Here is a 26,597-nt window from a genome sequence, read left to right on the forward strand (position 1 = left end):
ATTGTACAGAAAGCAGGGTATAAAGGGGCTGTTGTTAATAGAAAAAAAAATATGAAAATAACAAAATTTACATTACCAAGAATTGGTATTTATTCTCATAATAATGTTTTTATTTACAAGGTCAAAATATGGAGAGAATATATAAAAGAAAAATTTTAATTTTATTTTTTGTTGCTTTTCTTTTAAGGTTTGCCTTTATACTTACTTTAAAAAATCATTTTTATTTTGATGATGAGTATGAATATTATAAAATGGTCAAAAATTTCCTTTCTGGAAATGGTCTTATTGTTGGAGAAAACTTAAAAAGTTTTAGACCTCCTCTTTATCCTCTATTGTTATCATTATTATATTCCCTGAACTTCAATCTTTTTTTTATAAGAGTTATTCAATGTCTAATATCTGCTGCTACTGTTATTTTTATTTATTTTTTAGGAAAAAAAGTATTTAATGAAAAAACTGGACTTATTTCAGGTATTATTTCTGCTTTTTATCCATTTTTTATTTTTTACAATGGTTTTTTATTAACAGAGACCCTTTGTGTTTTTCTTGTAGTTATTTCAATATACTATTATTCACTTTGCTTAATTTCAAAAGAAGAAAAATTAAATGAAATAAAAGCAGGTATTTTTTTCGGTCTTTCAGGACTTTGTAGACCAACATTAGAATCTTTTTTCCCTTTTGCAATGGTATATTTACTTTTTTTAAAGGAAATTCCTATTAAAAAGAGATTGCAGAAAATTATTTTAATTTCCCTATTTTTTGTTTTTACTATTTCTCCATGGATAATAAGAAACTATGTTATTTTTAAAAAATTTATACCAGGAACAACAATGGGTGGATGGGTTTTCTGGGAAGGCAATAATCCAAAAAGTGATGGTGGTCCATGTAGTTATTTTCCGGAAAATATTTTACAAATGGAAGAATTAGCAAGAGATAAATTTCTTTATAGAAAAACAATTGAAGTTATAAAACAAAATCCATCAAGATTTGTATACCTGTTAAAAAATAAATTTGTTAGATTCTGGAATATTACGCTAAATGCTTCTGATTTTCAAAAACCGCTTTACAAAATTTTATCTATTATTAGTTTTGGATTTTTACTTCCATTTTTTCTTATTGGGTTTTTTATTACATTTAAAAATAAAAATGCTCTTATTATGCACCTTTTAATTATATTTTTTACTATATTTCATATGGTTTTTCTTGCCTCAATAAGATATAGAGTTGCAATAGAACCATTTTATATAATTTTTGCTTCCTATCAACTTACGAAGTTAACAAGTATATGGAAATCAAGGAGTTAGAAATGGATAAAAGAATATTTTATAAAGATGGAGTATTTCATATTTTTACAAGAAGCATAGCGGAATATAAAATTTTTAAAGATAATAACGATTATTTAAGATTTATTGAAATGCTTAAATTTTATCAATACAAAAGAAATTGTAGTTTTTCCTATTATCTAAAAACAAAGGAAATACCTCAGAAAAATTTGGATAAAATAGGAGAAAAAATAATAAGAATTATTTCTTATTGTTTAATGCCCACACATATCCACCTTATTCTTTCTTCTGAAGTAGAAGATGGTATAACAAAATTTATGAAAAATTTACTTGATAGTTATACAAGATATTTCAATACAAAAACAAAAAGAAAAGGGCCTTTGTGGGAAAGCAGATTTAAAAGTGTCTTACTTGAAACAGATGAACAATTGTTTCATTTAACAAGATATATACATCTAAACCCGGTAACAGCATATTTGATAAATAAACCAGAAGAATGGCAGTACTCAGCTTATTCAGAATATTTAGATAGTATAAAACAGGAGAAAAAAATTTGTGAATATGATAATTTATTAGAAATAAACCCAGAAAAATACAGGGAATTTGTAGAGAATAGAATTTCATATAAAAGAGAACTTGCAAAAATTAAAAAGATAGTTTTTGATTGATGTAAGTTACTGAAATTCAATAACTTGTTAACTTCGTAAGTTAACAAAAGGGGAAAATGAAATTATCAGTGATTATTCCTGTTTATAATGAAAGAGACACAATAAACAAAATAATTGAAAAAGTTAGAAAAGTCCCAATTGAAAAAGAAATAATTATTGTTGATGATGGAAGTACAGATGGAACGCAAAATATATTAAAAAATTTTAATAATAAAGATATAAAAGTCATATTAAAAGAAAAAAATGAAGGCAAGGGAATGTCTATAAGAGAAGGACTTAAATATGTTAGTGGAGATATTGTGGTAATTCAAGATGCTGATTTAGAGTATGAACCGATGGATTTTTTAAAAATGATTGAAGTAATGAAAAGAAATAATGCTGAAGTTGTGTATGGTTCAAGAATTCTTGGAAAAGGTAAAAAATCATCTTTCTTCTTTTATTTAGGAGGCAGGTTCCTTTCTTGTATTGTAAATATACTTTATAATGCAAAAATAACTGATGAGCCAACTTGTTATAAAATGTTCAGAACAGATGTTATTAAGAAGATAAATTTGAAATGCACTGGTTTTGAATTTTGTCCAGAAGTAACCGCAAAAGTTAGAAAAATGGGCTATAAAATTTTTGAGGTTCCTATTCACTATATACCAAGAAGTATAAAGGAAGGGAAAAAAATAAGGTTGAAAGATGGAATTATTGCTACATGGACACTTATAAAATACAAATTTATTGATTAAAATTAGTTTAACCGTATAAATTCAACCCCCGCGGTTATAAAAATGGTAAAATGTCCAATTTGTAAAAGTAGAAGTCGGTTAATATGGAAAGAAAAAAAACATAAGGTTTTTAGATGTAAAAATTGTAAAATTGCTTTTTTATATCCAATACCAGAAAGTAGTGAAAAAATATATAACAGAAAATACTTTGAAAATTGGTATTTGAGATATTATGATGAAAGGAAAAGATATTTTGAAAAATTATTTAATAATAAATTAAAAAATTACTTGCCTGAGCAAGGAAAAATACTTGATGTTGGCTGTGGAGTTGGGATTTTTTTAGATATAGTGAAAGAAAAAAATTATGATGTTTATGGGCAGGATATTTCTCCATTTGCTGTTGAATATTGTAGAAAAAAAGGTTTTAATATTTTTGACAAACCATTGCCAGAGATAAGTTTACCTGAAAACTTTTTTGATATTATTACAATATTTGATGTAATTGCTCATTTAGGAAATCCTGTTGAATATATTAAAATATGTAAAAGAATTTTAAAACCAGGGGGTATTTTAATAATCAAAACTCCTTACCAACCAAATTATCTTTTCTTTCTTGCTAATATTTTATCGTTTACAGGAAAAAGTAAAGGGCTATTACATATTCCCGCTCAGATTTTCCATTTTAGTTATAAAACATTTGAATATATGAGCAAAAACTTTAACTTTTCAAAAATTTTTATGTTTAATATTAGAGAATTTTTCCCAGATATTATTTCTATTTCTCTTTTGAAAAAATTTGTTTTAAATGAAAAGTCAATAATTTTTATTGCTAAAAAATGAATAATAATAGAATTAGATTGTTTTTTTTGATAATTATAATATGTATTGGAATTTTTTTAAGAATTTTTCAATTGGGGAAATTGTGTTTCTGGTGTGATGAGTTTCTTGCAATTTTCTGTGGATGGCAACCATTAAAGGATATGATAAATTATATTACCTATAAGGATGCTCATCCACCTTTATTTTATGCTCTTGTTCATTTTCTTTTAAAATATGGAAATTCAGAATTTTATTTAAGATTATTACCATCTTTCTTTGGAATTATAACAATTCCTCTTGCATATTTTGTTGGGAAAGAATTTAAGGACGAAAAGACAGGAATTATTTTTTCAATATTTATTTCATTAAATCCTGCATTGATTTTATGGTCAAGAATTTTAAAATCATACTCGCTTTTTACTTTTTTCCTTTTACTTTCTTTATTTTTCTTTCTTAAAATTTTGAAAACGGATAAAAAACAATATTATATTTTTCTTTTCTTTTCAGATATTATTCTTCTTTATTTACATAATTTTGCGTTTATCTGGATTTTAATTGAAGTTTTTACTTTATTATTCAATAAAATATTTAATAAAAAATTTCTTTTTTATTATATTTTTATTTTTATTTTTTATCTACCATGGTTTTTAAAAATTCCTTATCAATTAAAATTTACTCTTGGTGTTATAAGGCCTATCCCATTTGTTTTAAGATACCCTTATTTATTTTTTTATTTCTTTTTTGGTGAAACACTTCACCCTTTTAATTTGAAAATTGTCATACCTTTTTTGATAGTTATTATTTTTATTGTTGTAAATTCATTTATTGATTTAAAGAAATTAGAAAAGGTTAAAAAATATCTTCTTTTTTTAGGTATTTTAATACCACTTTTTCTTGTTCCTTTCCCTTCAACTGTTCCTCAAAATCTTCTTCCTTTTTCAATATTTGTTTTTTTATTATTATCAATTGGATATAAAAATACAAATTTTACAAAACTCCTTTTTTTCTGTTTTTTTATTTTATCTTCTTTCTCAACATATTTTTACTTTACCGGTAATACAAAAAATTTTCATGATGTAAGCAAACTTATTCCATATAGAGAAATAAATGAAATATTTTCAGAAAAATTAGATGAAAATAGTATTATTTTTTTAAATGGGACAGACCAAGATTCCATGTATAAAAAATTTTCACCTTTTCATTGGTATTATAAAGGAAATACAAAAGTTATTGAAGTTGCAAAAAGGCCAGGTTCAATAGCTGAAATAAAAAAAATATGTAAAAGTTATAATAAAATTGGACTTTTTCTTAATTATAATGAAGACCAGGAGTGGAATAATGAACTGAAAAATTTCTTTTTTGAAAATTTCTTTCCAGTATATCAGGCAAAATTTCTTCATAATGAGAAACTTTTAAGTCGCCTAAAAGGAAAGAAAGAATATTATTGGTTTGTTGAAATTTATATTTTTGAGAAACATAAGAAATGAAATAAAATATATACAATGAAAAGGATACTTATAACAGGTGGAGTTGGTTTTATTGGTATAAATTTGGCGAAAAATCTTTTATGTGAAAAAGATAATTTTGTTGTTCTCTATGATAATCTTTCAAGAAAAGGAGTTGAGAATAATCTTGAATGGATTTTATCTTTTAATTTTCCAAATTTAAAATTCATAAAAGGAGATATTAGGGATTATAAAAAGTTAAAAGAAATTGTAAAAAATTTTGATGAGGTTTATCATCTTGCAGCACAGGTTGCAGTTACAAGTTCTGTTGAAAATCCAATTGATGACTTTGAAATAAATGCACTTGGGACTTTATATCTTCTTGAAGTAATAAGAAAAAATTCACCAGATGCAGCTGTTATTTTTAGTTCCACAAATAAAGTTTATGGAGAACTTCTAAATTTAAAATTAAAAGAAGGGGAAAAAAGATATTATTTAATTAAGGGCAAAGAAGGAATTGATGAAAACCAAAATCTTGATTTTCACTCTCCTTATGGATGTAGTAAAGGAACAGCAGACCAGTATATAAGAGATTATTACAGAATTTATGGATTAAAAACTGTTGTGTTTCGTCAATCATGTATCTGTGGTCAACAGCAGTATGGAAATGAAGACCAGGGATGGGTTGCTCATTTTATAATAAAAGCAATAGAAGGAGAAAAGATAAGTATTTATGGTGATGGAAAACAGGTAAGGGATATTCTTGAAGTTGATGATTTAATTTCTGCCTATAAAATTGCTGTAAAAAATATAAAAAAGACAAAAGGGGAAATTTATAATATTGGTGGTGGGAAGGAAAATACTTTTTCGCTAATTGAATTAATTGAATATCTTGAAAAAGTTTTGAGAAGGAAAATAACTTATGATTTCTATGATTGGAGACCGGGAGACCAGAAAATTTTTATAAGTAATAATAAAAAATTTATGGAAGAAACAGGATGGAGAATAAAAATAAATAAATTTGAAGGTGTAAATAGATTGATAAAATGGGTTGAAAAAAATCATGAGTTAATTAAAAAAGTAAGAGAAAAAAAATGAGAAATATTGGAGTTATAGGTGCAGGACATGTTGGACTTGTAACAGGTGCTTGTTTTGCAAAAATGGGAAATATTGTTATTTGTTGTGATAATGACATTGAAAAAATTAAAAAACTCAAAAATTTTAAAATACCATTTTATGAACCACATCTTGAAGAAATTGTGAAAGAAACTTTTAAAAATAAAAAGTTGACTTTTACAACTTCAATTAAGTCCTTAGTAGAAAAATCAGAGATAATTTTTATAGCAGTAGGAACACCTTCTATTGAAAGTGGAAGAGCAGACCTATCTTCTGTTGAAAATGTCACAATTGAAATAGCAAATGCCTTATCATCTATTAAAAAGCAAAAAGGACAAAATTATAAAATTATAGTGGAAAAGAGTACTGTTCCTGTTTTGACAGGTGAATGGGTAAAAAAAACACTAAATCTCCTTTCTCCAACAGGAATTGAATTTGATATTGCTGCAAATCCAGAATTTTTAAGAGAGGGAAGTGCTGTATATGATTTTTTTCATCCTGATAGAATTGTGATTGGAATTGAAAATGAAAGACCCAAAAAAATTTTTGAAGAAATATATAAACAAATAAAATGTCTAAAATTATTTACAGATATAAAAAGTGCTGAACTAATTAAACACGCTTCTAATTCTTTTCTGGCTTTAAAAATTTCTTATATAAATGCAATTTCTCAAATATGTGAAAGGGTTGGAGCAGATGTTGAAATGGTTGCAGAAGGTATGGGACTTGATAAAAGAATAGGAAAACAATTTCTCAAAGCAGGCGTTGGTTATGGGGGTAGTTGTTTTCCAAAGGATGTTTCTGCTTTTATTTCACTTTCAGAAGAAATTGGATATTCTTTTACCCTATTAAAAGAAGTTCAAAAAATTAATCAGCAACAAAGACAATTGGTAGTTAAAAAAGCAAGAAATTTATTATGGAATCTAAAAGGGAAAAACATTGGAATTTTAGGACTTGCCTTTAAACCAAATACAGATGATGTTAGAGAAAGTTCAGCAATTGAAATAATTCAACTTTTAAAAAAAGAAGGAGCAAATATAAAGTGTTATGACCCTCAGGCATCTGACAATATGAAAAAGATAATCCCTGATATAATATATTGTAAAAATCCTTATGATGTTGCAAAAGAAAGTAATCTTCTTATATTTTTGACTGAATGGGATGAGTTTAAAAAACTTAATTTCAAGAAATTCAAAGAAATAATGAAAACTCCTTACATAATTGATGGCAGAAATTTTCTTGATTATAAGAATATCTTAAAGTGTGGTTTTATCTATACAGGAATAGGAAGAAAGATAAATGAAAATTCTTATTAGCGGAGGTAGTGGGTTTATTGGTTCCCATGTTTGTGATTATTTTTTAAAAGAAGGGGGAAATGTCTGGTGTATTGATAATTTTTTAACATCAAATATAGAAAATATTGAGAATTGTTTAAATAACAAAAATTTTGTTTTTATAGAGGATGATATTTGTAAAATAAATGTTGATAAATTAAAAAACAATTTTGATTATGTTTTACATTTTGCGAGCCCTGCTTCCCCTGTTGATTATAATAAATATCCTGTTGAAACATTAAGAGTTAATTCAATTGGAACTGAAAATATGATAAAAATCTCTCTTGCCAATAATTCAATTTTTCTTTATTCTTCAACATCAGAGGTCTATGGAGACCCTGAAATACCTGTTCAAAATGAAGAATACTGGGGAAAAGTAAATCCAATAGGAGAAAGAAGTATGTATGACGAAGGAAAAAGATATGGAGAAGCACTTATTATGGCTTACCATAGAAAATATAAGTTAAATAGTAGAATTGTAAGGATTTTCAATACATATGGTCCACGAATGCGACTAAACGATGGTAGAGTAATTCCCAATTTTATTGTAAGCGCATTAACTGGAAAACCAATTACAATTTATGGGGATGGGAATCAAACAAGAAGTTTCTGTTATATATCAGACCTCATCAAAGGAATTATTAGAATTTTGAAATGTAATTATAATTTACCAATAAATATTGGTAGTTGTGAAGAATTTACAATAAAACAACTGGCAAAAAAAGTAAAAGAAATAACAGGTAGTAAAGTAGAAATTATATATAAACCCCCATTGCCTGATGACCCAAAAAGGAGAAAACCTGATATAACAAAAGCAAAAAAAATATTGAAATGGGAACCTGTTGTAACACTTGAAAATGGATTAAAAGAAACAATTCCATATTTTGAAAAGAAACTAAAGAAATGAAAAAAATACTTGTAACAGGTGGGTGTGGTTTTATTGGAAGTCATTTAGTTGATAAACTTATTGAACTTGGATATGAAGTTATTATTTTTGATAATTTAACAAAACAGGTTCATCCCTCTGGTATTCCTGAATATTTAAATTTAAAAAGTACATTTATTAGAGGTGATGTAAGAAACAGAAATAAATTGAAAGATGTTGTTAAAAAAATTGATATAATTTATCATTTTGCTTCCGCCGTTGGAGTTGGGCAGAGTCAATATGAAATTTCAAAATATGTAGATGTTAATATAAGAGGAACTGCTAATTTACTGGATATTCTTGTAAATGAAAAACATAATGTAAGAAAACTCATAATTGCCTCTTCAATGAGTATTTATGGAGAGGGAATGTATAAATGTAAAAAATGTGGAAAAGTAAAACCAGAAATAAGAAATTTTGATAATAAAAAAATTGATGATTGGGAACCAAAATGCCCAAATTGTAAAGGAGATATTACAGCAATTCCAACTGACGAAGAAACACCAACAAAAAGCAACTCAATTTATGCTATAACAAAAAAAGAACAGGAGGAAATGTCTCTTTTAATTGGAAAAATATATGGAATTCCTGTGGTTTCTTTAAGGTTTTTTAATGTCTATGGTCCAAGGCAAACACTGTCAAATCCTTATACTGGTGTTTGTGCAATTTTTTTGAGTAGAATTAAAAACAATAAACCTCCCATAATATTTGAAGATGGAATGCAAACAAGGGATTTTATCTGGGTGGATGATATTATAAATGCATGTATTCTTTCTATTCAAAAAGACCAGGCAAATTACGAAATTTTTAATGTCGGTTCTGGAAAGCCAACATATTTAAAAGAAATTGCAGAAATTTTAATCAAATTGCTTAATAAAAATTTAAAGCCAGAAATAACATATAAATTTAGAAAAGGTGATGTGAGACATTGTTATGCCGACATAAGTAAAATAAAAGAAAAGTTGGGATTTAAAATAGAAACAGAACTTGAAGAAGGAATGAAAAAATTAATTGACTGGTCAAAAAAAGAAAAGAAAGTAAAAGATAAATTTGATTATGCAGAAAAACAACTTAAAAACAGGCACCTTATTGAATAGGATTGAATTAACAATAGTAATCCCGGCAAGAAATGAAGAAAGTAATTTAGAAAGAACGGTTGAAGACATAGTGCAATATATAGATACAAATACAACAGAAATTATTATTGTTAATGACCATTCAACCGACAAAACAGAACAAATAGGTCAACAACTATCTTTGAAATACTCTTTTATCAAAGTTATAAATAATAAAAACGAACCTGGATTCTCTACAACTTTACTAACTGGGTTCAAGCAGGCAAAAGGTGAATATGTTCTTCCTGTAATGGCAGATATGTGCGATGACCCAGGCAGTATTCAAAAAATGTTAGAAAAAGCAAAAGATAGTTATGATATTGTTTGTGGCTCAAGATATACAAAAGGTGGTAAAAAAATTGGTGGACCAAAACTACAGAATTTTTTTTCATTTTTTGTTTGTAAATCATTGCGTTATTTAATCAATTTACCCACAAATGATGTTTCTAATGCTTTTAAATTATATAAAAAAAATATTTTCAATATTATAAAACCAAAAGAAAAGGGATTTGCTATTTCAATGGAAATTACTCTAAAAAGTTATTTTTATGGATTGAAAATTACTGAAATTCCTACAACCTGGTATGGAAGAAAAAAAGGAAAATCTAAATTTAAACTTATAAAAACATTTCCTTATGTTAAACTTTATTTCTGGGCAATTCTAAAAAAATGGAAATTTCTATAATAATTCCTTCTTATAATGAAGAAAAACGTATTGGAAAATCATTAGAAAAAATATGGAAGTACTTTAAAAATAAAGGATTTCCATTTGAAATAATTGTTGTTGATGATGGAAGTACTGATAAAACAGTTGAAATTGTTGAAAAGTTTAAAGAAGGGAAAAAAGAAATAAGGATATTGAAGCATGATAAAAATAAAGGAAAAGGGGCAGCAGTAAGAACGGGAGTGATAAATTCAAAAGGTAATTTAATTTTATTTACTGATGCAGACCTGTCAACACCCATTGAAGAATTTGAGAAACTTAAAAAAGCAATTGACGATGGTTATGATATTGCAATTGGCTCTCGAGGACTTCCTGAATCAAAAATAATTATTCCTCAACCATGGTATAGAAGATATTTAGGGAAAATTTTTCCATTATTGGTAAGAATTTTAGTAACAAATAAATTCAAGGATACTCAATGTGGATTTAAATTATTTAAAAGAGCGGTAGCAAAGAAATTGTTTGATGAATTAAAAACAAATGGTTTTGCCTTTGACGTAGAAATTCTGTATAATAGCATAAAAATGGGATATAAAATAAAAGAAGTTGGTGTAATTTGGAGCAATTCTTTTTTTTCAAGTGTTGCAATATTTAAAGACCCATTGAAAATGTTCATTTCTCTTTTAAAAATAAGGAGTTTCAAATAATGAAAGTACTTTTTACCTACATACCACAACCGTTTTCTAAAAAGGGTTATTTATTAGTAAGTCAGAATAGATTCACTAAATGGCGAGGAACAAAAGAACTTATATATCCTTTAATTCCTGCTTCTGGTTTAACACTTTTAGATTTAAAAGGATATGAAGTTTATTATTTAGATTGTATCTTTGAAGAAATTGATGAAAAAAATTTTTTTGAATATATTGAAAATCTTAAACCAGATATTATTTTTACTGAGACAAAAACTCCTATAATAAAATATCATTGGATTATTTCTGAAAAAATAAAAAGGAAATTTCCCCAGATTATTACTTGTATTATAGGAGACCATATCACTGTTTTACCAGAAGAAACAATGAAAAATAGTAAATTTGATTTTGTTTTAACAGGAGGAGACTTTGATTTTTATATGTTACAACTTGTCCAATTTTTATCTGGTAAAGAAAAGATTCCATCAGGTTTGTGGTATAGAGAAAAAAATGGGAAAATTAAAAATACTGGAAAATTTATTTTGATTGATAATCTTGATTCTTTACCATTTATTAATAGGGAAATTGTCCCATGGAAAAATTATCATGAAGCATGGAGAATTTCTGAAAATTTTATGTATCTTTCAGGTAGTAGAGGATGTCCTTATAGATGTACTTTTTGCTCCTGGCCCCAAATGTTATTTGATAATAAAATTAGATATAGAAGTCCTGAAAACATAGTTAATGAGATAGAATTTTTGGTAAAGAAATATAAAACAGAAGAATTTTTCTTTGATGATGATACATTTACATTTAATAAAAAATGGTGTATTGAAATATGTGAAGAAATAATTAAAAGAAACTTAAAAATAATGTGGAGTTGTAATGGAAGAGTTGATAATGTTGATGAATTTTTATTAAAAAAGATGAAAGATGCTGGATGCCGTCTTATAAAATATGGTGTTGAAAGTTATTCTCAATATACTCTTAATAAAATAAAGAAAGGTTATACAATCCAACAGGTTAAAAAAGCATTTAGTTTAACTAAAAAGAGAAAAATTCTTATTCATGCCACAGCAATGATTGGTTTCCCATGGGAAACAAGAAAAGATATTTTAAATACTATCGGATTTATAAAAAGTTTAAAACCAGATACCTGCCAATTTTCAATTCCAATAACATATCCAGGGACGGAATTATTCAAAGAGGCAGAAGAAAAAAACTGGCTGAAATTTAATTATAATTGGGAGAAATATGATATGAGTTTACCAACTTTAAAAAATCTTTATCTATCTGATGATAAATTAGTAAAATTATGCAAATTAGCATGGGGGAAAATTTATTTGGATCCATTATTTATTTTAAGAAAAGTTTTACGGATAAGAACAATTAGCGAAGTAAAATGGTTAATCAGAGGCTTTATTTCATTTCTTTTTGGCCATGTCAAACCAATTCAAAAATGAAAACTTATTTTGTAATAATAATTCCTTGTAAAGGTTATAATGAATATCTTAATAAAACGATTAAAGGATGCCTTAATCAAACTTTTAAAGATTTTAAAATTTATTTGTTGCCAGATAATAATTTTGAAAATAATATTTTCAAAAATGATAAAATTGTAATTAAATCAACAGGTAATTATTTTCCCGGGAAAAAAAGAAATATAGGAATTGAAATTTCTGAAGCAGAAGTATATGCTTTTATAGATTCAGATGCAATTCCTGAAAGAGTATGGTTAGAAAAAGCTTATAATTATTTAAAAGACGAAAAAATAAAAATTATAGGTGGGCCGAACTTGACTCCTGCGGAATCTAATTTAAGAGAAAAAATATCTGGAATTTTACTTTCAAATTTTTTAGTTACTGGAAAGTTTTCTATTAGATATAAAAAAAATCTAAAATTAGAGACCGTTTTGGAATTACCTCTATGTAATTTATTTATAAAAAATGAGGTTTTTAAATCCGTTGGTAAATTTAAAGAAAATACATTAACAGCAGAAGATGCTGATTTTTGTTTTAGGGCAAAAAAACTTGGAATTGATACAAAATATTCTTCAGAAATAGTTGTTTATCACAAAAGAAGGCCTATATTTCTGCCTTATTTAAATCAAATTTTTCAGTATGCATTTGATAAAGGATATAGAATTAAAAAAAATTTTGTTCCAAAATATCTATATTATTTTTTACCATCATTTTTTTTAATTTTTTTGTTAATTGGCTTGTATTCTTTAATTTTTTTTAAAAATTTTTTATTTTTTTATTGCTTCTTTATATCTTTATATTTTTTTCTCGTTTTTATTTCGTGTTTAATAAATTGGAAATATCTTTTTTATATATTTAGTGGGATTATTTTAACCCATTTAGTTTACGGAAGTGGTTTTATAATTGGATTATTTTCAAAAAGAGAAAATGAAAATTAAAGAATTCGTAGTTTTATTTATAATTTCATCTATTTCCTATTTTTGTGGATTGAATTGGGGGTTACCATCTAAAAGTTTAAATAAACTATATTTTAATGATATAGAAACAATAGAAAAACATATAGAACAAATAAAAAAATATCCTATTGAAAAAATTTATAAAGGAATGGGGCCATATCTTGCAAAATATCCAGAAGTAGAAAAAGAAAAATTACCTCGTTTTTATTACAATCCTATTAGAAGTTATCATCCAGATGAGTATTATGTAATAAAAAGTTTTTCTTCTATGAAACCAGAAAAATTTGATTTTAATCCTCATGCTTATTCAATCGGTGGTGCTTATTTATATCTTGTAGGCCTATTCCTTTTTTTATTTTCCAAATTAAATTTTGTTGTGCTTTCAAAAGATATATGTTTTTATTTCTTACATCCAGAAGAAATTGGTAAATTTTATATTATTGGAAGAGCAATCACTGCTATTTATGGAATTGGCATTATACTTTTAAGTTATTTATTATGTAAAAAATTTTTTAAGGATGGATTGAAAAGTTTTTTAATTTGTCTTTTAATTTTATTTTCTCCCTTAATAATTTTAAATTCTCACTATATGTATGTTGATATTCCAGGTTTATTCTGGATAACTGCCTGTTTATTCATAACAAGCAATTCCATAGAAAAATTCTCATTTAAAAATGTATTCTTAGCAGGTATTTTTGCAGGACTTGCATGTGGTACAAAAATTACTTTTGTTGTATCAATAGTAATTCCATTACTTGGAATTTTTATTATTTTTAAAAATCCTAAGGATATTGTAAAAAATTTCTTATTAGTTGTTATATGCTTTATTTTTTCTTTTTTTATAACCAATCCATATTTTTTCTTAACTTTTCCTGAACCCTTAATTGAATTAGAACAGCACACTGGACTTTCTTTTAATGGGAAATTTTACTTTTTAAGTTTAAAATATGGTTTAGGGTTTCCACTTCTTATTTTTGCTTTAACTGGAACTTTGTTGAGTATTTTTTTTATTAAAGAAAGAAGTGATCTTGAGAAAAAATTATTATTTTTACTTTTTAGTTGGACAGTTTTCTTCTTTATTTTTATTTCTATTTTCTCAAAGAATTTTGCAAGATACATTTTACCTTTAGTCCCTTCTTTTATTATTCTTGGAGGATATGGATGGTTTTTGACATTAACTAAAACAAAAAAAATTTTAAAATTTCTGATTTCTTTATGGATTATTTTTGTTATATTATTTACTTTTTTTTATGGGATGAGTTATGAGATGTTATTTATACAAAAAAATATAAGAACAGAAGCAGGTGAATGGATAAAGGAAAATATTCCTGCTGGAAGTAGTATTGGAGTTACAGAAGTTCCATGGCAATTTCAGATGCCACCTTTTGATTATTTCAAATACAATCTTATTGTTACAGGATATGATTTCAACAAATTAAAAAAAGAAAAGCCAGAATATTTTATAATCTCTTCATTTCAAGCACCTATTCCACCATTTCCATTAAAATTACAGATAGAAAAAAATAGTTTTTGGAATGAATTTATAAATTCATCTATCTATAAAGAAGAGAAAAAATTTCAAAAATTTCCTTCGTTTCTATCTTTTAAATTCCAATTTAATGAATTACCTGAAGATTTAATTTATTTAAACCCAACAATTGTAATTTTTAAATATAAAAATGAGACCTTTTAAATTCAATTTACCAAAAGAATTGATTTCTCAATATCCATTAAAAGAGAGAGAGAAAGCAAAGTTAATGGTAGTAAATAGAAAAAATGGAAAAATAATTCATGACATATTTGAAAATATTGATAAATACATGAGTGAAGAAGATGTTCTTGTTTTAAATAACACAAAAGTTATTCCAGCAAGATTATTATGTAGAAAAGAAACGGGTGGGAAAATTGAAATTTTTCTTCTTAAAAAAATAGAAAAAAATAAGTGGAATGTTCTGGTAGGTGGAAAAGGAAAAATAGGTAGTAAATTTTATAAAGAAGACATTGCAGGGAAAATTATTGAAAAAAAAGCAGATGGCAGTTTTATTGTTGAATTTAATATTGAAGATGAAAATGAAATTAAAAAATATGGGGAAGTTCCACTTCCTCCATATATTAAAAGAAAAGCAGAAGAAATTGACAAAATTTATTATCAGACAGTTTATGCTGAAAAAGATGGTTCAATTGCTGCCCCTACTGCTGGATTACATTTCACAGAACAACTCCTTGAAAAAATTCAAAAAAAAGGTATAAAGGTTGTTTATATTACACTTCATATGGGATGGCATTCAATAAAAGTTTTTAAGGAAGATAATACAGAAAAAAATGTTTCAACAGAATTTTTTGAAATTTCTCAACAAACAGCAGAGATACTAAATAAATCAAAAAAAAACAAAAAAAATATAATTGCCATTGGGACAGGGACTGTGAGATGTTTAGAAAGTTCAGTAGAAAATGGAATTATAATAAGGAAAAAGGGCTTTACTGAACTATTTATTAAACCTGGTTATAAATTTAAAGTTGTAGATAAACTCATTACAAATTTTCATCTTCCTGATTCAACGCATCTTTATTTAGTAAGTGCTTTTACAGGTCTTGATTTAATAGAAAAAGCATATAATATTGCAGTAGAAAAAAAATATAGATTTTATTCTTATGGTGATAGTATGTTCATCATCTAAAAGTAGAGAGTAACAAGATTGAGAAAGATAAATTCACGGTATCTTGCGGATAGAAAGCAAGGAAAATAGATTTTCTCTTTGTAAAAGAGGTTTTCCCCTTTAACAAACCGACTAGGGAAGCAAGTGGTAGCAAAGCAGAGTTGGTGCTTGTTTCCCCTCTTTATAAAAGAGGGGCAAGGGGAGATTTTCAACAAGCACAACGGAAGTCAGAAAGGATTTCGGGGAGATTTTTAAATCCATCCCATCCTTCCCTTATTAATGTAAGGAGTAAGTTCTCCCTTTATAAAAGGGAGATTAAGAGGGATTTAATAGGGGGTTCCAAGTCCAAAGGATCCTTCGGACACAATGGGAGTTAGAGGGAATCTCTTACTTAAATTAAAAAGAAGAGGAGAAATATGTTTGAGTTTAAAATTATAAACAAAGATAAAAAAACAAGAGCAAGAGTTGGAGAATTTTTAACTGAGTATGGGAAAGTTGAAACACCAAATTTTATGCCAGTCGCTACATTAGGGAGCGTTAAAACACTTACTTCTGAAGATTTAATTAATATGGGAGTAGATATTTTAATTTCAAATGCCTATCATCTTTATTTAAAACCGGGTATAGATATTATTAAAAAAAGTGGATGTATACATAAATTTATAAATTGGAATAAATCAATTATAACTGATAGTGGTGGATTTCAAATATTCAGTTTAGAAAATGTAAAAATTACAGAAGATGGTGTTATTTTTAAATCAAAATTAGATGGTTCAACTCATTTTATAACTCCTGAAAAATCAATTGAAATTCAAAATAAAATCGGTGCAGATATTATAATGAGTTTTGATTATTGCCCTAAAAATTGGAATGATTATGGAGAAGTTGAAAAAAGTGTTAATTATACAATTAAATGGGCAGAAAGATGTAAAAAATATCACAAAAACAAAGAACAAACATTATTTGGAATTATTCAGGGAGGAGTTCATAATGACCTGAGGGAAAAATGCATAAATAAACTTGAAATCTTAAATTTTGATGGATATGGAATTGGAGGATTATGCCTTGGAGAACCAGAGGAAAAGACATTTGAAATTGCAGATTTTATTTCAAAAAAAGTAAATGATAATAAACTAAAATATTTTATGGGTATAGGAATGCCATTACAAATCCTTAATTTAGTTGAAATGGGATATGACCTTTTTGATTGTGGAATGATAACTCATATTGCAAGAACCGGCTCAACAATTACTTCAAGAGGGAAAATAAATATAAAGGGGGGAAAGTACAAAGATGATTTTATACCTCTTGACCCTGAATGCGATTGTTTTGTTTGCAAAAATTATACAAGAGCATACATAAGACATCTTATAAATTCTAAAGAAATTACTGGTTTAAGATTAAACTCATATCATAATGTTTATTTTATAATAAATCTCTTAAAAAATATTAGAAAGAGTATAAAAGAAGGTAAATTTAGTGATTTTAAAGAAAAATTTGAAAAAAAATATAAAGAAAAAAATTGACATTTCTTTTATAATATAATACATTATTACTATATTGATAAATAGAATTAACTTTTAGTACTAAAAATAAGGAGGAATTATGAAATTTTTAATGTTAGCACAGGCACAGCAACAATCTACACCATCTTTATTAGGTGCTTTATTACCACTAATTTTAATATTCTTTGTTTTTTATTTTCTGCTTATATTACCGCAACAAAAAAAACAAAAACTACATAAAAAAATGTTAGATGATTTAAAAGAAGGAGATAAAATTGTTACTGTTGGAGGATTAATTGGAGTTGTTTCAAAAATAAAAGATAATATTGTAACAATTGATTGTGGTAATGGGGTAAAAGTTGATTTTTTAAGAAACGCTATTTCACAGGTAATTAAACCACAGAATGATAATAAGTAAGACAGGATATTTTGAAGTTTTTAATGGATGTGCAGGAGATATGATTGTCGGATGTCTAATTGATGCAGGAGTTAATCCATCAATTCTAAAAAATGAACTGCAAAAAATCCCTATTTCTAACTACACAATAAAAATAAAAAAAGTAAAAAGAAAGACAAATTCTTCCCATTTTATATCTGCAACACAATTTATTGTTATTTTAAAAGAAAAAGAGAATCAAAGAAAATATACTGAAATTGTCAATTTAATAGAGAAAAGTTCACTTTCAGATGATATAAAAAGGAAAACCTTAAAAATTTTTAATATTCTTGCAATAAGTGAAAGTAAAGTTCATAAAGAAAAAATTGATAATGTACATTTTCATCAAATAGGACAAACAGATGCTATTATTGAAATTGCAAGTGCAGTAATAGGACTGAAATTACTGAATATAGAAAGTGTTTATTCAAGTTCAATAGGAATTTCAATGCCATCTCCTGCTACACTTGAAATTCTAAAAGGACTTCCCGTTTTAATAAAACATATTCCTTATGAAATTTCTACTCCAACTGGTGTTTCAATTTTAAAAGGATTATGTAAATTCCATGAAATAGATGAAAAAATTTCAATAGAAGGATATGGATATGGCACAGGAACAAGTGAGACACTGCCTTCCGATATAATGAAGTTCATATATGGAAAAGAAATTGACAAAAAAAAAGAAGAAATTTACATCATTGAAACAAATATTGATGATATGAACCCTGTAATATTTGAGTATTTATACGAAAAACTTTTTCAGGCAGGGGCAACCGATGTTTCTGTTTTTACAGGTATTGGGAAAAAAAATAGGCCTGTTTTTAACCTTCAAATTATGGTAAATGAAGAAAATTTTGAAAAAGTGAAAGAAATTATATTTTCTGAAACAACAACAATTGGATTTAGATACCAAAAAGAAGATAGAATAATTCTTCAAAGAAAAATTAAAGAAATAAAAACAAAATGGGGTTCTGTAAAGATTAAGATAAGTTTTTATGGTGGTAAAATTTATAATATTTCTCCTGAATATGATGATTGTAAAAAAATATCCAAAAAATTCAAAATACCTTTAAAAAATGTTATAACAGAAGTGAATAATTTATCAAAAAATATCTCTATGTGATATAATGTAAAACCTCAACAAAAGGCACAAAGAAAAATATATAAATTTAAAATTAAAAGAAGAAAGTGTAAAATTATAACTTAAAATTTAAAAAGTTTTTGGTTTTTTGTATTTCATTCGCCAAAAAACGAGGCGGATGCTAAAATACGCGCTTTTCGCTTTACATTTTGCGTTCTTAATAACTATTGAAATACAAAAAAGATTTTACCATAAGAAAAATGTTTGTCGGAACAATAAAAATTGAACTTTTAATTCCGGGATGCAAAAGTTTGAAAGATAAGAGAAACATTATAAATTCAATTAAAAACAGGATAAAAACAAAATATAATGTTTCAATTGTTGAAGTTGACTTCTATGAAAAATGGCAAAGAGCAGCAATTGGTGTTTCATTTGTAAATGGTGAAGCAAAATCAACAGAAATTCTATGTCAGAAAATACTTGATTTATTTTTTGATAATAATGATTTTATTGTATTAAATAACAAAAATTCTATTATTTCTATAGAAGACTGAGAAAGAATGGAAAAACAATACAACCCAAAAGCAATAGAAGAAAAAATTTATAATATATGGGAATATAATAATTTTTTCCATTGCGAAGCAGATAAGAAAAAGAAAAAATATGTTATAGTTATTCCTCCACCAAATATAACTGGATTTTTACATATGGGACATGCTTTAAATAATACAATTCAGGATATATTGATAAGATGGAAAAGAATGGAGGGCTATAATGCCTTGTGGGTTCCTGGAACTGACCATGCAGGAATAGCAACACAAAATGTAGTTGAAAGAAAACTTTTAAAGGAAGGAAAAAAAAGGCAGGATATTGGAAGAGAAAAATTTATTGAAGAAGTATGGAAATGGAAAGAAGAATATGGTTTACGAATTATTGACCAGTTGAAAAAATTAGGTGCATCTTGTGATTGGAACAGGTTAAGATTTACAATGGATGAAAATTTATCAAAGGCAGTAAAATATGCTTTTTACCAACTTTATAAAAAGGAACTTATTTATAGAGGAAGAAAAATTATAAACTGGTGTCCAAGATGCACAACTGCCCTTTCAGACGAAGAAGTTGAATATAAAGAAATTCCTTCTTTTCTCTATTATATAAAATATCCTCTAATTGAAGGCGATTTTATTGAAGTTGCAACTACAAGGCCAGAAACAATGCTTGGAGATACAGCAGTTGCAGTTAATCCTCTTGATAAAAGGTATAAAAACCTTATAGGGAAAAAAGTAAAACTTCCATTTGTTGATAGAGTAATACCAATTATTGCTGATGAAAAAGTTGAAGTAAAATTTGGAACAGGGGCAGTGAAAGTTACACCTGCCCATGACCCGACTGATTTTGAAATAGGGCAAAGAAATAAATTACCCTTTGTAATTGTTATAGATGAAGAAGGAAAAATGAACGAAGAAGCAAAACAATTTAATGGTATAGATAGATTTCTTGCAAGAGAAAAAATTATTGAGCAACTTAAAAATAATGGTTTGGTAAGTAAAATAGAACCATATATCCATAGAGTTGGACATTGTTATAGATGTTTAACCCCGATAGAACCATATATTTCAACTCAGTGGTTTGTAAATATGAAACCACTTTCAAAACCCGCAATTGAGGTTGCATTGGAAAAAAAACTAAAATTTTATCCAGAAAAATGGGAAAAAATTTATCTTAACTGGCTTTATAATATTAAAGACTGGTGCATAAGCAGACAAATATGGTGGGGACATAGAATACCCATCTGGTATTGTGAAAATAAAGATTGTCCACCTATTGTCTCTATTGAAGATAATGTTAAAAAATGCCCTAATTGTGGAAGTGAAAATATAAAGCAAGATGAAGATGTTTTAGATACATGGTTTTCATCATGGTTATGGCCATTTTCTGTTTTTAATTGGCCTGAAAAGACAGACGATATTGATGTTTTTTATCCAACTGATACTCTTGTAACTGCACAGGAAATACTTTTCTTCTGGGTTGCAAGGATGGTAATGGCTGGAATGGAATTTATGAAAGAAATACCTTTTGAAAATGTTTTTATACATGGAACAGTAAGAGATGAAACAGGGAAAAAAATGAGCAAATCATTGGGAAATGCCATAGACCCTGTTGATATAATTGAAAATTATGGTGCAGATAGTTTAAGATTTAGTTTAATTTCAATGACATCTTTTGGACAGGATGTATATCTTTCTCCAACTTTTTATTTAAAAGGAAGAAATTTTATGAATAAAATCTGGAATGCAGGAAGATATATCATAACAATAAATGAAGAAATGGGAACAAATGATATAAAAATTTATGAAAATATTGATTTTAATAACTTGAAATTTCCAGAAAAATGGCTCATTTTAAATCTTAATGAAACAGTAAAAAATGTTACTTCCCTATTGGATAAATTTCATTTTAACGAAAGTATAAATTATTTATATGATTTTTTCTGGCATACATTCTGTGATTGGTATATTGAAATAAGTAAAATATATAAAAAAGAAAATGATTATTTTAAAAATGTTGTTATTCCTATCTTGAATAAATCCCTTATTATTTCATTGAAACTTTTACATCCATATATACCATTTATAACCGAACAGATATGGTTATCTCTTAAAAAATACATTTCTGACCTTGAATCTGACTATATAATTATTAGTAAATGGCCTGTTGTTGAAAATTATAGAGACGATGACACAATTGAAAAAATGAACAGGATAATTGAAATTATTACAAATATAAGGACTATAAAAACAAAAATAAAAGTTCCTGTCACAAAAATTATTGATTGTTATATAGAAGGAGAAATAGATGATATTGAAAAAGAAATAGTTGAATCACTCGGAAAGGTAAAAATTAAAGAAAAACAGGACATTATGAAAAATAAAAATTATCTTCTAAAAAATCTTTCATCAGGTGGACTTTTTATATCAATTGAAGGTATAATAGATATCCCTGAAGAAATTAAAAAGTTAGAGGGAAAAAAGAAAGAATTTGAGATATTACTTGAAAAAACAGAGAAAACATTATCAAATAAACAATTCCTTGAAAAAGCAAAAAAGGAAGTAATTGAAAAAACAATAAATAATAAAAAAGACCTTGAAGAAAAAATTGAAAATATAAAAAAAGATATTGAATTTTTCAAGGGACAAATAGAATAACATAAATCTTTATAAAAAGGAGAGAGAAAATGTATGGATTTATAGATATTGGTGGGAAACAATATAAAGTAGAAAAAGGGAAAAAATTTGATGTTTTTAATTTAAATAAAAAAGTAGAAGATATAGTAGAATTTAATCCAGTTTGTTTTTTTGATGATAAAGATTTAATTACAGAAGAAGATAAACTAAAAAATATTAGTATTATCTGTAAAGTTCTTGAAGAAAAAAAAGGGGAAAAAATTTATGTCTTCAAGAAAAAAGCAAAGACAGGTTATAAAAAGGGATATGGACATAGAGACCATATTACTGTATTAAAAGTTGAAGATATAAAAATAAAGTGAAAGAACATATTAAGGTAATAAGAGATGACAATTTATCAGGTGAAAGAGTCCTAATAATTGCTTTTAAAAAGAAAGACCCAATAGAAACAGATACCTCTGTTAGAGAATTGGAATTCCTCTCAAAAACGCTCAGATTAAATATCGTAAAAACACTCCTCTTAAAAGAAAATTTAATACATCCATCTACTTATATTGGGAAAGGGAAATTATTTGAAATAAAGAAAATTGTAGATGAATACAAAATCACATTGGTTGTTTTTGAAAAAGACCTTTCTCCTGTCCAACAAAGAAATATTGAGGAAACTTTAAATATAAATGTAATAGATAGAACTCTACTGATACTTTATATATTTGCTGAACATGCTAAATCAAAGGAAGGGAAAATTCAAGTTGAACTCGCTCAATTAACTTATCTTTTACCAAGATTAACAGGGCATGGAATTGAGCTTTCAAGAATTAGAGGTGGGCTTGGAATAAAAGGTCCTGGAGAAATGAAAATTGAGGTCTACAGAAGAAGAATAAAAGATAGAATTGCTAAATTAAAACAGGAAATAAAAGAAATAGAAAAACATAGAAATGTTTTAAGAAGTTCAAAAAAAAGAGAAAAATTTCATGCTGTTTCACTTATTGGATATACAAATGTTGGGAAAAGCACTCTTCTTAATAAATTAAGTTCTTCAAATCTTTATGTTGCTAATAAATTATTTTCTACTCTTGACCCTGCTACTCGTCTTGTATATATAGGAGATGATAAATATGTTTTGATGAGTGATACTGTCGGACTTATTTCTAATATTCCACACCATTTAATTGAGGCATTCAAATCAACTCTTGAAGAAATAAAATATGCTGACATTCTTTTATGTATTTATGATGTTTCAACAAACATAGAAAAACAAAAAAATACTATCTATGATGTTTTAAAAATACTTAATGTTGAGGAAAAGTTAAGAATAGATGTTTTCAATAAAATTGATTTACTTGAAAAAGAAGAACTTAATATAATGAAAATACAAAACCCTGAAAAAATTTTTATTTCTTCATTAACAAAAGAAGGTTTTGACCAATTAAGAGAAAAAATAATGGAGGTTTTTTATGGTATTGGGGTTAAATAAGGATGACATTTTAAAAATCAAAAAAATATCCAATATTATTGAAAAAAATAAAAATTTCCTTATTACAACACATCAAAATCCTGATGGAGATGCAATTGGTTCTGAACTTGCTATGTTTTTATTTCTTAAAAAGCAAAATAAAAATGTAAAAATAATAAATTGTGATAAAGTTCCTTCAATTTATAAATTTTTACCATCAGTTAAAGAAATAAATATTCAAAATAAAAAAAATTTAAAAAACAATTTTGATGTAATTATTATTATTGATTGTAGTTCACCTGAAAGAACTATTGATATTTCAGATTATAAAAAAAATTCACTGATAGTAAATATTGACCATCATATTACAAATTTTCAATTTGGAAATTTAAACTGGATTAACCCTGAATTTTCAGCAACAGGCGAGATGATATATTTTATAATAGAAAAACTTAAAAAATTAGACAGGTCAATTGCTGCCTGTCTTTATACTGCAATTATTACTGATACAGGAAGATTTACTTACCGGATGAGTAAATTTACAATGGATATAGTAAAAAATTTAATTGAATATAAAATCAGTCCAGTTGAAATTGCAACAAAAATTTATTTAGAAAAACCATATAAATCAATTAAACTTTTATCATTGGCATTAAACAATCTAAAATTCGATTTCAAAAATAAAGTTTGCTGGATGAAAATTACAAGACAACTTTATAAAAAAACAAATACAGATGAAGAATTCACAGAGGGATTTATTGATTTTCTTTCAGAAATAAAAGAAAGTAAAATTGTTTTTCTAATGAAAGAAAAAGAAGATGGCATAAAAGTAAGTTTAAGAAGTAAAGAAAAGTTTGATGTTGAAAAACTTGCAAGAAAGTTTGGAGGAGGCGGACATAAAAAAGCATCTGGCTGTTTCTTTAAAAATAAGAAAATAGAAGAAGTAGAAAAAACAATTTTAAATGAGATAAGAAAAAATGGACGGAATTATAAATATAAATAAACAAAAAGGAATGACCTCATATGATGTTATAAGATTTATAAAAAGACAGTTCAATTTCAAAGAGAAAATTGGACATGCAGGGACATTAGACCCAATTGCAGAGGGTGTTCTTATTATTCTTATTGGAAATGCAACAAAATTAAGTTGTAAATTTATGAAATTTGAAAAAGAATATATTTGTACGATGGAATTGGGTAAAAAAACAGATACAGATGATATTCAGGGCAAAATCATAGAAGAAAAAGAAGTAAAAGTTACAACAAAAGAAATTATTGAGACAATAAAAAATTTTGAAGGAGAATATATTCAAACACCACCTGTTGTTTCAGCAATTAAACATCAGGGAAAACCACTCTATAAATTTTACAGAGAAGGAATTATTATAAAGCCAATTCCAAAACCAGTTATAATTAGAGATATTGATATTGAAGAAATAAAACTTCCATTTATAAAAATAAAAGTTATATGCACAAAAGGAACATATGTGAGGTCGCTTTGCAGGGACATTGGTGATAAATTAGGATGTGGAGCAACTCAGGTAGAATTAAAAAGAATAAGAATTGGACCATTTTCAATTGAAAAGACATTTACTTTACAACAATTAAAAAAAATAGGTATTGAAAATGCAATTATTACAATTCAAAAACTTCAGCAAATACTTAAAAATGAAAAAGAAAAATTTTAAAATTAGCGTTGCTGGTATTAGAGGAATATACCCAGATGAAATAACACCAGAAATTGCTTTTAAATTTGCATTTGCCTTTGGATTTTTTGGTAAAGGGAAAACATTTCTGGTTGGAAAAGATACAAGAATAAGTGGAGATGTTTTAATTTCTTCTGTAATATCAGGACTGCTTTCTTCTGGAAAAAATGTCCTAAATATTGAAATAACTCCAACTCCTATGATTGGATTTATAATAGAGAAAATTGAAAACAAATATGGAATTATGGTCACTGCAAGTCATAATCCAGAAGAATATAATGGATTAAAATTTTTCAATAAAAAGGGAAATTTTATAAATAATGATGAATGGAAAAAATTTTTAGAAATTATAAAAAGTGTTAAAAAATTAAAATTATCTTCAATTCCAGGTGAAATTAAAAAGATTGAAAAAAATTATATAAAAATTTATTTTGATAATATTTATAAATTAGTAGATGTTAAGAAAATAAGAGAAAAAAAGTTTAAGGTTATTGTTGATGCCTGTCAGGGTGTTTCTTCTATCTATACTGAAGAATTCTTAAAAAATTTGGGCTGTGATGTATTGGTCTTCAATAAATTTCCATATGGTAAATTTTCTCATAATCCAGAACCACTTATAGAAAATCTTCAGCAATTAAAAGAAAAAGTTATTAAAGAAAAAGGAGATATTGGTTTTATTCAAGACCCTGATTGCGACCGTTTTTCATTTGTCTGTGAAAATGCTGATATTCCAGGAGAAGAAACAACTTTAGCAATCTGCCTTGATTCAGTCCTTGAAAAAGAAAAAACACCTGTTGTTGTTAACTTATCAACTACTTCTTTAATTGATGATATATGTAAAAAACATAAAGTCAAAATTTATAGAACAAAAATTGGAGAAATAAATGTTGTTGAAAAAATGAGAAAAATAAAGAGTAGAGCAGGGGGAGAAGGCAACGGCGGGGTTATATGGGGAAAATTTCATTATGGAAGAGATAGTTACATTGGAATATCCCTTTTGCTTGAAAAAATGGCAGAAGAAAACAAAAAAATATCTGAAATTGTAAATAATTATCCTAAATATTATATGATAAAAGAGAAATATAAAATTAAAAACATAAAATTTATTCTTAAAAAAATAAAAAAAATTTATAAAAACGAGAAATTGGATTTAACTGATGGAATTAAAATTATAAGAGAAAATGGATGGATTCATATAAGGCAATCAGGAACTGAACCAGTTGTAAGAGTTATAGTAGAAGCAACAACAAAAATAACTGCTGATGAATATCTAAAAGAAATTTATAGTATACTTTCCGCCAGACCAGGTATGCCAGACCAGGTATGGAGAAGTACTTAATGGAGAGGACAGTCCTCCTCAAAA

At 26.3% G+C, this 26,597-nt stretch carries 25 protein-coding genes; all 25 read left to right on the forward strand.

From position 1 onward, the window contains the following. Positions 1 to 128 precede the first annotated feature (128 nt). The 25 genes from PLW95_03345 (at position 129) to glmM (ending at position 26,573) form a co-directional block, all read left to right on the forward strand. Positions 129 to 1,304 carry a glycosyltransferase family 39 protein gene (locus tag PLW95_03345; GenBank protein HOV21699.1) on the forward strand — a complete coding sequence of 392 codons (1,176 nt, stop codon included), beginning with the start codon at positions 129 to 131 and terminating at the stop codon, positions 1,302 to 1,304. 2 nt (positions 1,305 to 1,306) lie between these two features. Then, entirely contained in the window at positions 1,307 to 1,951 is a 645-nt protein-coding gene (locus PLW95_03350; GenBank protein ID HOV21700.1) for a transposase, read from the forward strand. A 56-nt stretch (positions 1,952 to 2,007) separates the two neighbouring features. Then, positions 2,008 to 2,685 (forward strand): glycosyltransferase family 2 protein, encoded by a 678-nt coding sequence (locus PLW95_03355; protein ID HOV21701.1) that lies wholly within the window; start codon positions 2,008 to 2,010, stop codon positions 2,683 to 2,685. A gap of 42 nt (positions 2,686 to 2,727) precedes the next feature. Beyond that, positions 2,728 to 3,504, forward strand: a complete 777-nt coding sequence (locus PLW95_03360) for a class I SAM-dependent methyltransferase (protein ID HOV21702.1) — start codon at positions 2,728 to 2,730, stop codon at positions 3,502 to 3,504. After that, positions 3,501 to 4,970: a glycosyltransferase family 39 protein gene (locus PLW95_03365; protein ID HOV21703.1), complete on the forward strand. Its 1,470-nt coding sequence runs from the start codon at positions 3,501 to 3,503 to the stop codon at positions 4,968 to 4,970. Before PLW95_03360 ends, PLW95_03365 begins: the two co-directional genes overlap by 4 nt. Before the next feature lie 15 nt (positions 4,971 to 4,985). Beyond that, positions 4,986 to 6,026, forward strand: coding sequence for a GDP-mannose 4,6-dehydratase (locus PLW95_03370; protein HOV21704.1), 1,041 nt, complete (start codon positions 4,986 to 4,988; stop codon positions 6,024 to 6,026). Further along, entirely contained in the window at positions 6,023 to 7,360 is a 1,338-nt protein-coding gene (locus PLW95_03375; GenBank protein HOV21705.1) for a UDP-glucose/GDP-mannose dehydrogenase family protein, read from the forward strand. Before PLW95_03370 ends, PLW95_03375 begins: the two co-directional genes overlap by 4 nt. Next, positions 7,344 to 8,285 (forward strand): SDR family oxidoreductase, encoded by a 942-nt coding sequence (locus PLW95_03380; protein ID HOV21706.1) that lies wholly within the window; start codon positions 7,344 to 7,346, stop codon positions 8,283 to 8,285. The genes PLW95_03375 and PLW95_03380 overlap by 17 nt, the downstream gene beginning before the upstream one ends. After that, positions 8,282 to 9,400 carry an SDR family NAD(P)-dependent oxidoreductase gene (locus PLW95_03385; GenBank protein ID HOV21707.1) on the forward strand — a complete coding sequence of 373 codons (1,119 nt, stop codon included), beginning with the start codon at positions 8,282 to 8,284 and terminating at the stop codon, positions 9,398 to 9,400. The genes PLW95_03380 and PLW95_03385 overlap by 4 nt, the downstream gene beginning before the upstream one ends. Continuing rightward, positions 9,393 to 10,103 carry a glycosyltransferase family 2 protein gene (locus PLW95_03390; protein ID HOV21708.1) on the forward strand — a complete coding sequence of 237 codons (711 nt, stop codon included), beginning with the start codon at positions 9,393 to 9,395 and terminating at the stop codon, positions 10,101 to 10,103. The genes PLW95_03385 and PLW95_03390 overlap by 8 nt, the downstream gene beginning before the upstream one ends. Continuing rightward, positions 10,088 to 10,789 carry a glycosyltransferase family 2 protein gene (locus PLW95_03395; protein HOV21709.1) on the forward strand — a complete coding sequence of 234 codons (702 nt, stop codon included), beginning with the start codon at positions 10,088 to 10,090 and terminating at the stop codon, positions 10,787 to 10,789. The genes PLW95_03390 and PLW95_03395 overlap by 16 nt, the downstream gene beginning before the upstream one ends. After that, positions 10,789 to 12,234 (forward strand): radical SAM protein, encoded by a 1,446-nt coding sequence (locus PLW95_03400; protein HOV21710.1) that lies wholly within the window; start codon positions 10,789 to 10,791, stop codon positions 12,232 to 12,234. The genes PLW95_03395 and PLW95_03400 overlap by 1 nt, the downstream gene beginning before the upstream one ends. Next, on the forward strand, positions 12,231 to 13,190 hold the full coding sequence (locus PLW95_03405) for a glycosyltransferase (GenBank protein ID HOV21711.1): 960 nt from the start codon (positions 12,231 to 12,233) through the stop codon (positions 13,188 to 13,190). Before PLW95_03400 ends, PLW95_03405 begins: the two co-directional genes overlap by 4 nt. Further along, on the forward strand, positions 13,180 to 14,901 hold the full coding sequence (locus PLW95_03410; GenBank protein ID HOV21712.1) for a glycosyltransferase family 39 protein: 1,722 nt from the start codon (positions 13,180 to 13,182) through the stop codon (positions 14,899 to 14,901). The genes PLW95_03405 and PLW95_03410 overlap by 11 nt, the downstream gene beginning before the upstream one ends. Beyond that, positions 14,882 to 15,886 (forward strand): tRNA preQ1(34) S-adenosylmethionine ribosyltransferase-isomerase QueA, encoded by a 1,005-nt coding sequence (gene queA, locus PLW95_03415; GenBank protein HOV21713.1) that lies wholly within the window; start codon positions 14,882 to 14,884, stop codon positions 15,884 to 15,886. Before PLW95_03410 ends, queA begins: the two co-directional genes overlap by 20 nt. A gap of 395 nt (positions 15,887 to 16,281) precedes the next feature. Continuing rightward, complete coding sequence (gene tgt, locus PLW95_03420; protein HOV21714.1) at positions 16,282 to 17,391, forward strand: tRNA guanosine(34) transglycosylase Tgt; 1,110 nt, start codon at positions 16,282 to 16,284, stop codon at positions 17,389 to 17,391. A 79-nt stretch (positions 17,392 to 17,470) separates the two neighbouring features. Further along, positions 17,471 to 17,788, forward strand: a complete 318-nt coding sequence (yajC, locus tag PLW95_03425; GenBank protein ID HOV21715.1) for a preprotein translocase subunit YajC — start codon at positions 17,471 to 17,473, stop codon at positions 17,786 to 17,788. Beyond that, positions 17,775 to 18,929, forward strand: coding sequence for a nickel pincer cofactor biosynthesis protein LarC (gene larC, locus PLW95_03430; protein HOV21716.1), 1,155 nt, complete (start codon positions 17,775 to 17,777; stop codon positions 18,927 to 18,929). The genes yajC and larC overlap by 14 nt, the downstream gene beginning before the upstream one ends. Before the next feature lie 185 nt (positions 18,930 to 19,114). Continuing rightward, positions 19,115 to 19,441: a DUF503 domain-containing protein gene (locus tag PLW95_03435; GenBank protein HOV21717.1), complete on the forward strand. Its 327-nt coding sequence runs from the start codon at positions 19,115 to 19,117 to the stop codon at positions 19,439 to 19,441. 6 nt (positions 19,442 to 19,447) lie between these two features. Further along, positions 19,448 to 22,093 (forward strand): valine--tRNA ligase, encoded by a 2,646-nt coding sequence (locus PLW95_03440; protein HOV21718.1) that lies wholly within the window; start codon positions 19,448 to 19,450, stop codon positions 22,091 to 22,093. A 29-nt stretch (positions 22,094 to 22,122) separates the two neighbouring features. Then, positions 22,123 to 22,434, forward strand: a complete 312-nt coding sequence (gene rplU / locus PLW95_03445) for a 50S ribosomal protein L21 (GenBank protein HOV21719.1) — start codon at positions 22,123 to 22,125, stop codon at positions 22,432 to 22,434. Further along, positions 22,431 to 23,549 (forward strand): GTPase HflX, encoded by a 1,119-nt coding sequence (gene hflX, locus PLW95_03450; GenBank protein ID HOV21720.1) that lies wholly within the window; start codon positions 22,431 to 22,433, stop codon positions 23,547 to 23,549. Before rplU ends, hflX begins: the two co-directional genes overlap by 4 nt. Next, the gene (locus PLW95_03455) at positions 23,530 to 24,531 is read left to right on the forward strand and encodes a bifunctional oligoribonuclease/PAP phosphatase NrnA (GenBank protein ID HOV21721.1); all 1,002 of its coding nucleotides are present in this window, start codon (positions 23,530 to 23,532) and stop codon (positions 24,529 to 24,531) included. The genes hflX and PLW95_03455 overlap by 20 nt, the downstream gene beginning before the upstream one ends. Then, entirely contained in the window at positions 24,506 to 25,216 is a 711-nt protein-coding gene (gene truB, locus PLW95_03460) for a tRNA pseudouridine(55) synthase TruB (GenBank protein HOV21722.1), read from the forward strand. The genes PLW95_03455 and truB overlap by 26 nt, the downstream gene beginning before the upstream one ends. Then, positions 25,197 to 26,573 carry a phosphoglucosamine mutase gene (gene glmM, locus PLW95_03465; GenBank protein HOV21723.1) on the forward strand — a complete coding sequence of 459 codons (1,377 nt, stop codon included), beginning with the start codon at positions 25,197 to 25,199 and terminating at the stop codon, positions 26,571 to 26,573. The genes truB and glmM overlap by 20 nt, the downstream gene beginning before the upstream one ends. The last annotated feature ends 24 nt before the right edge of the window (positions 26,574 to 26,597 follow it).

The sequence above is a fragment of the bacterium genome, from assembly GCA_035370465.1.
GTDB lineage: Bacteria > Ratteibacteria > UBA8468 > B48-G9 > JAFGKM01 > JAGGVW01.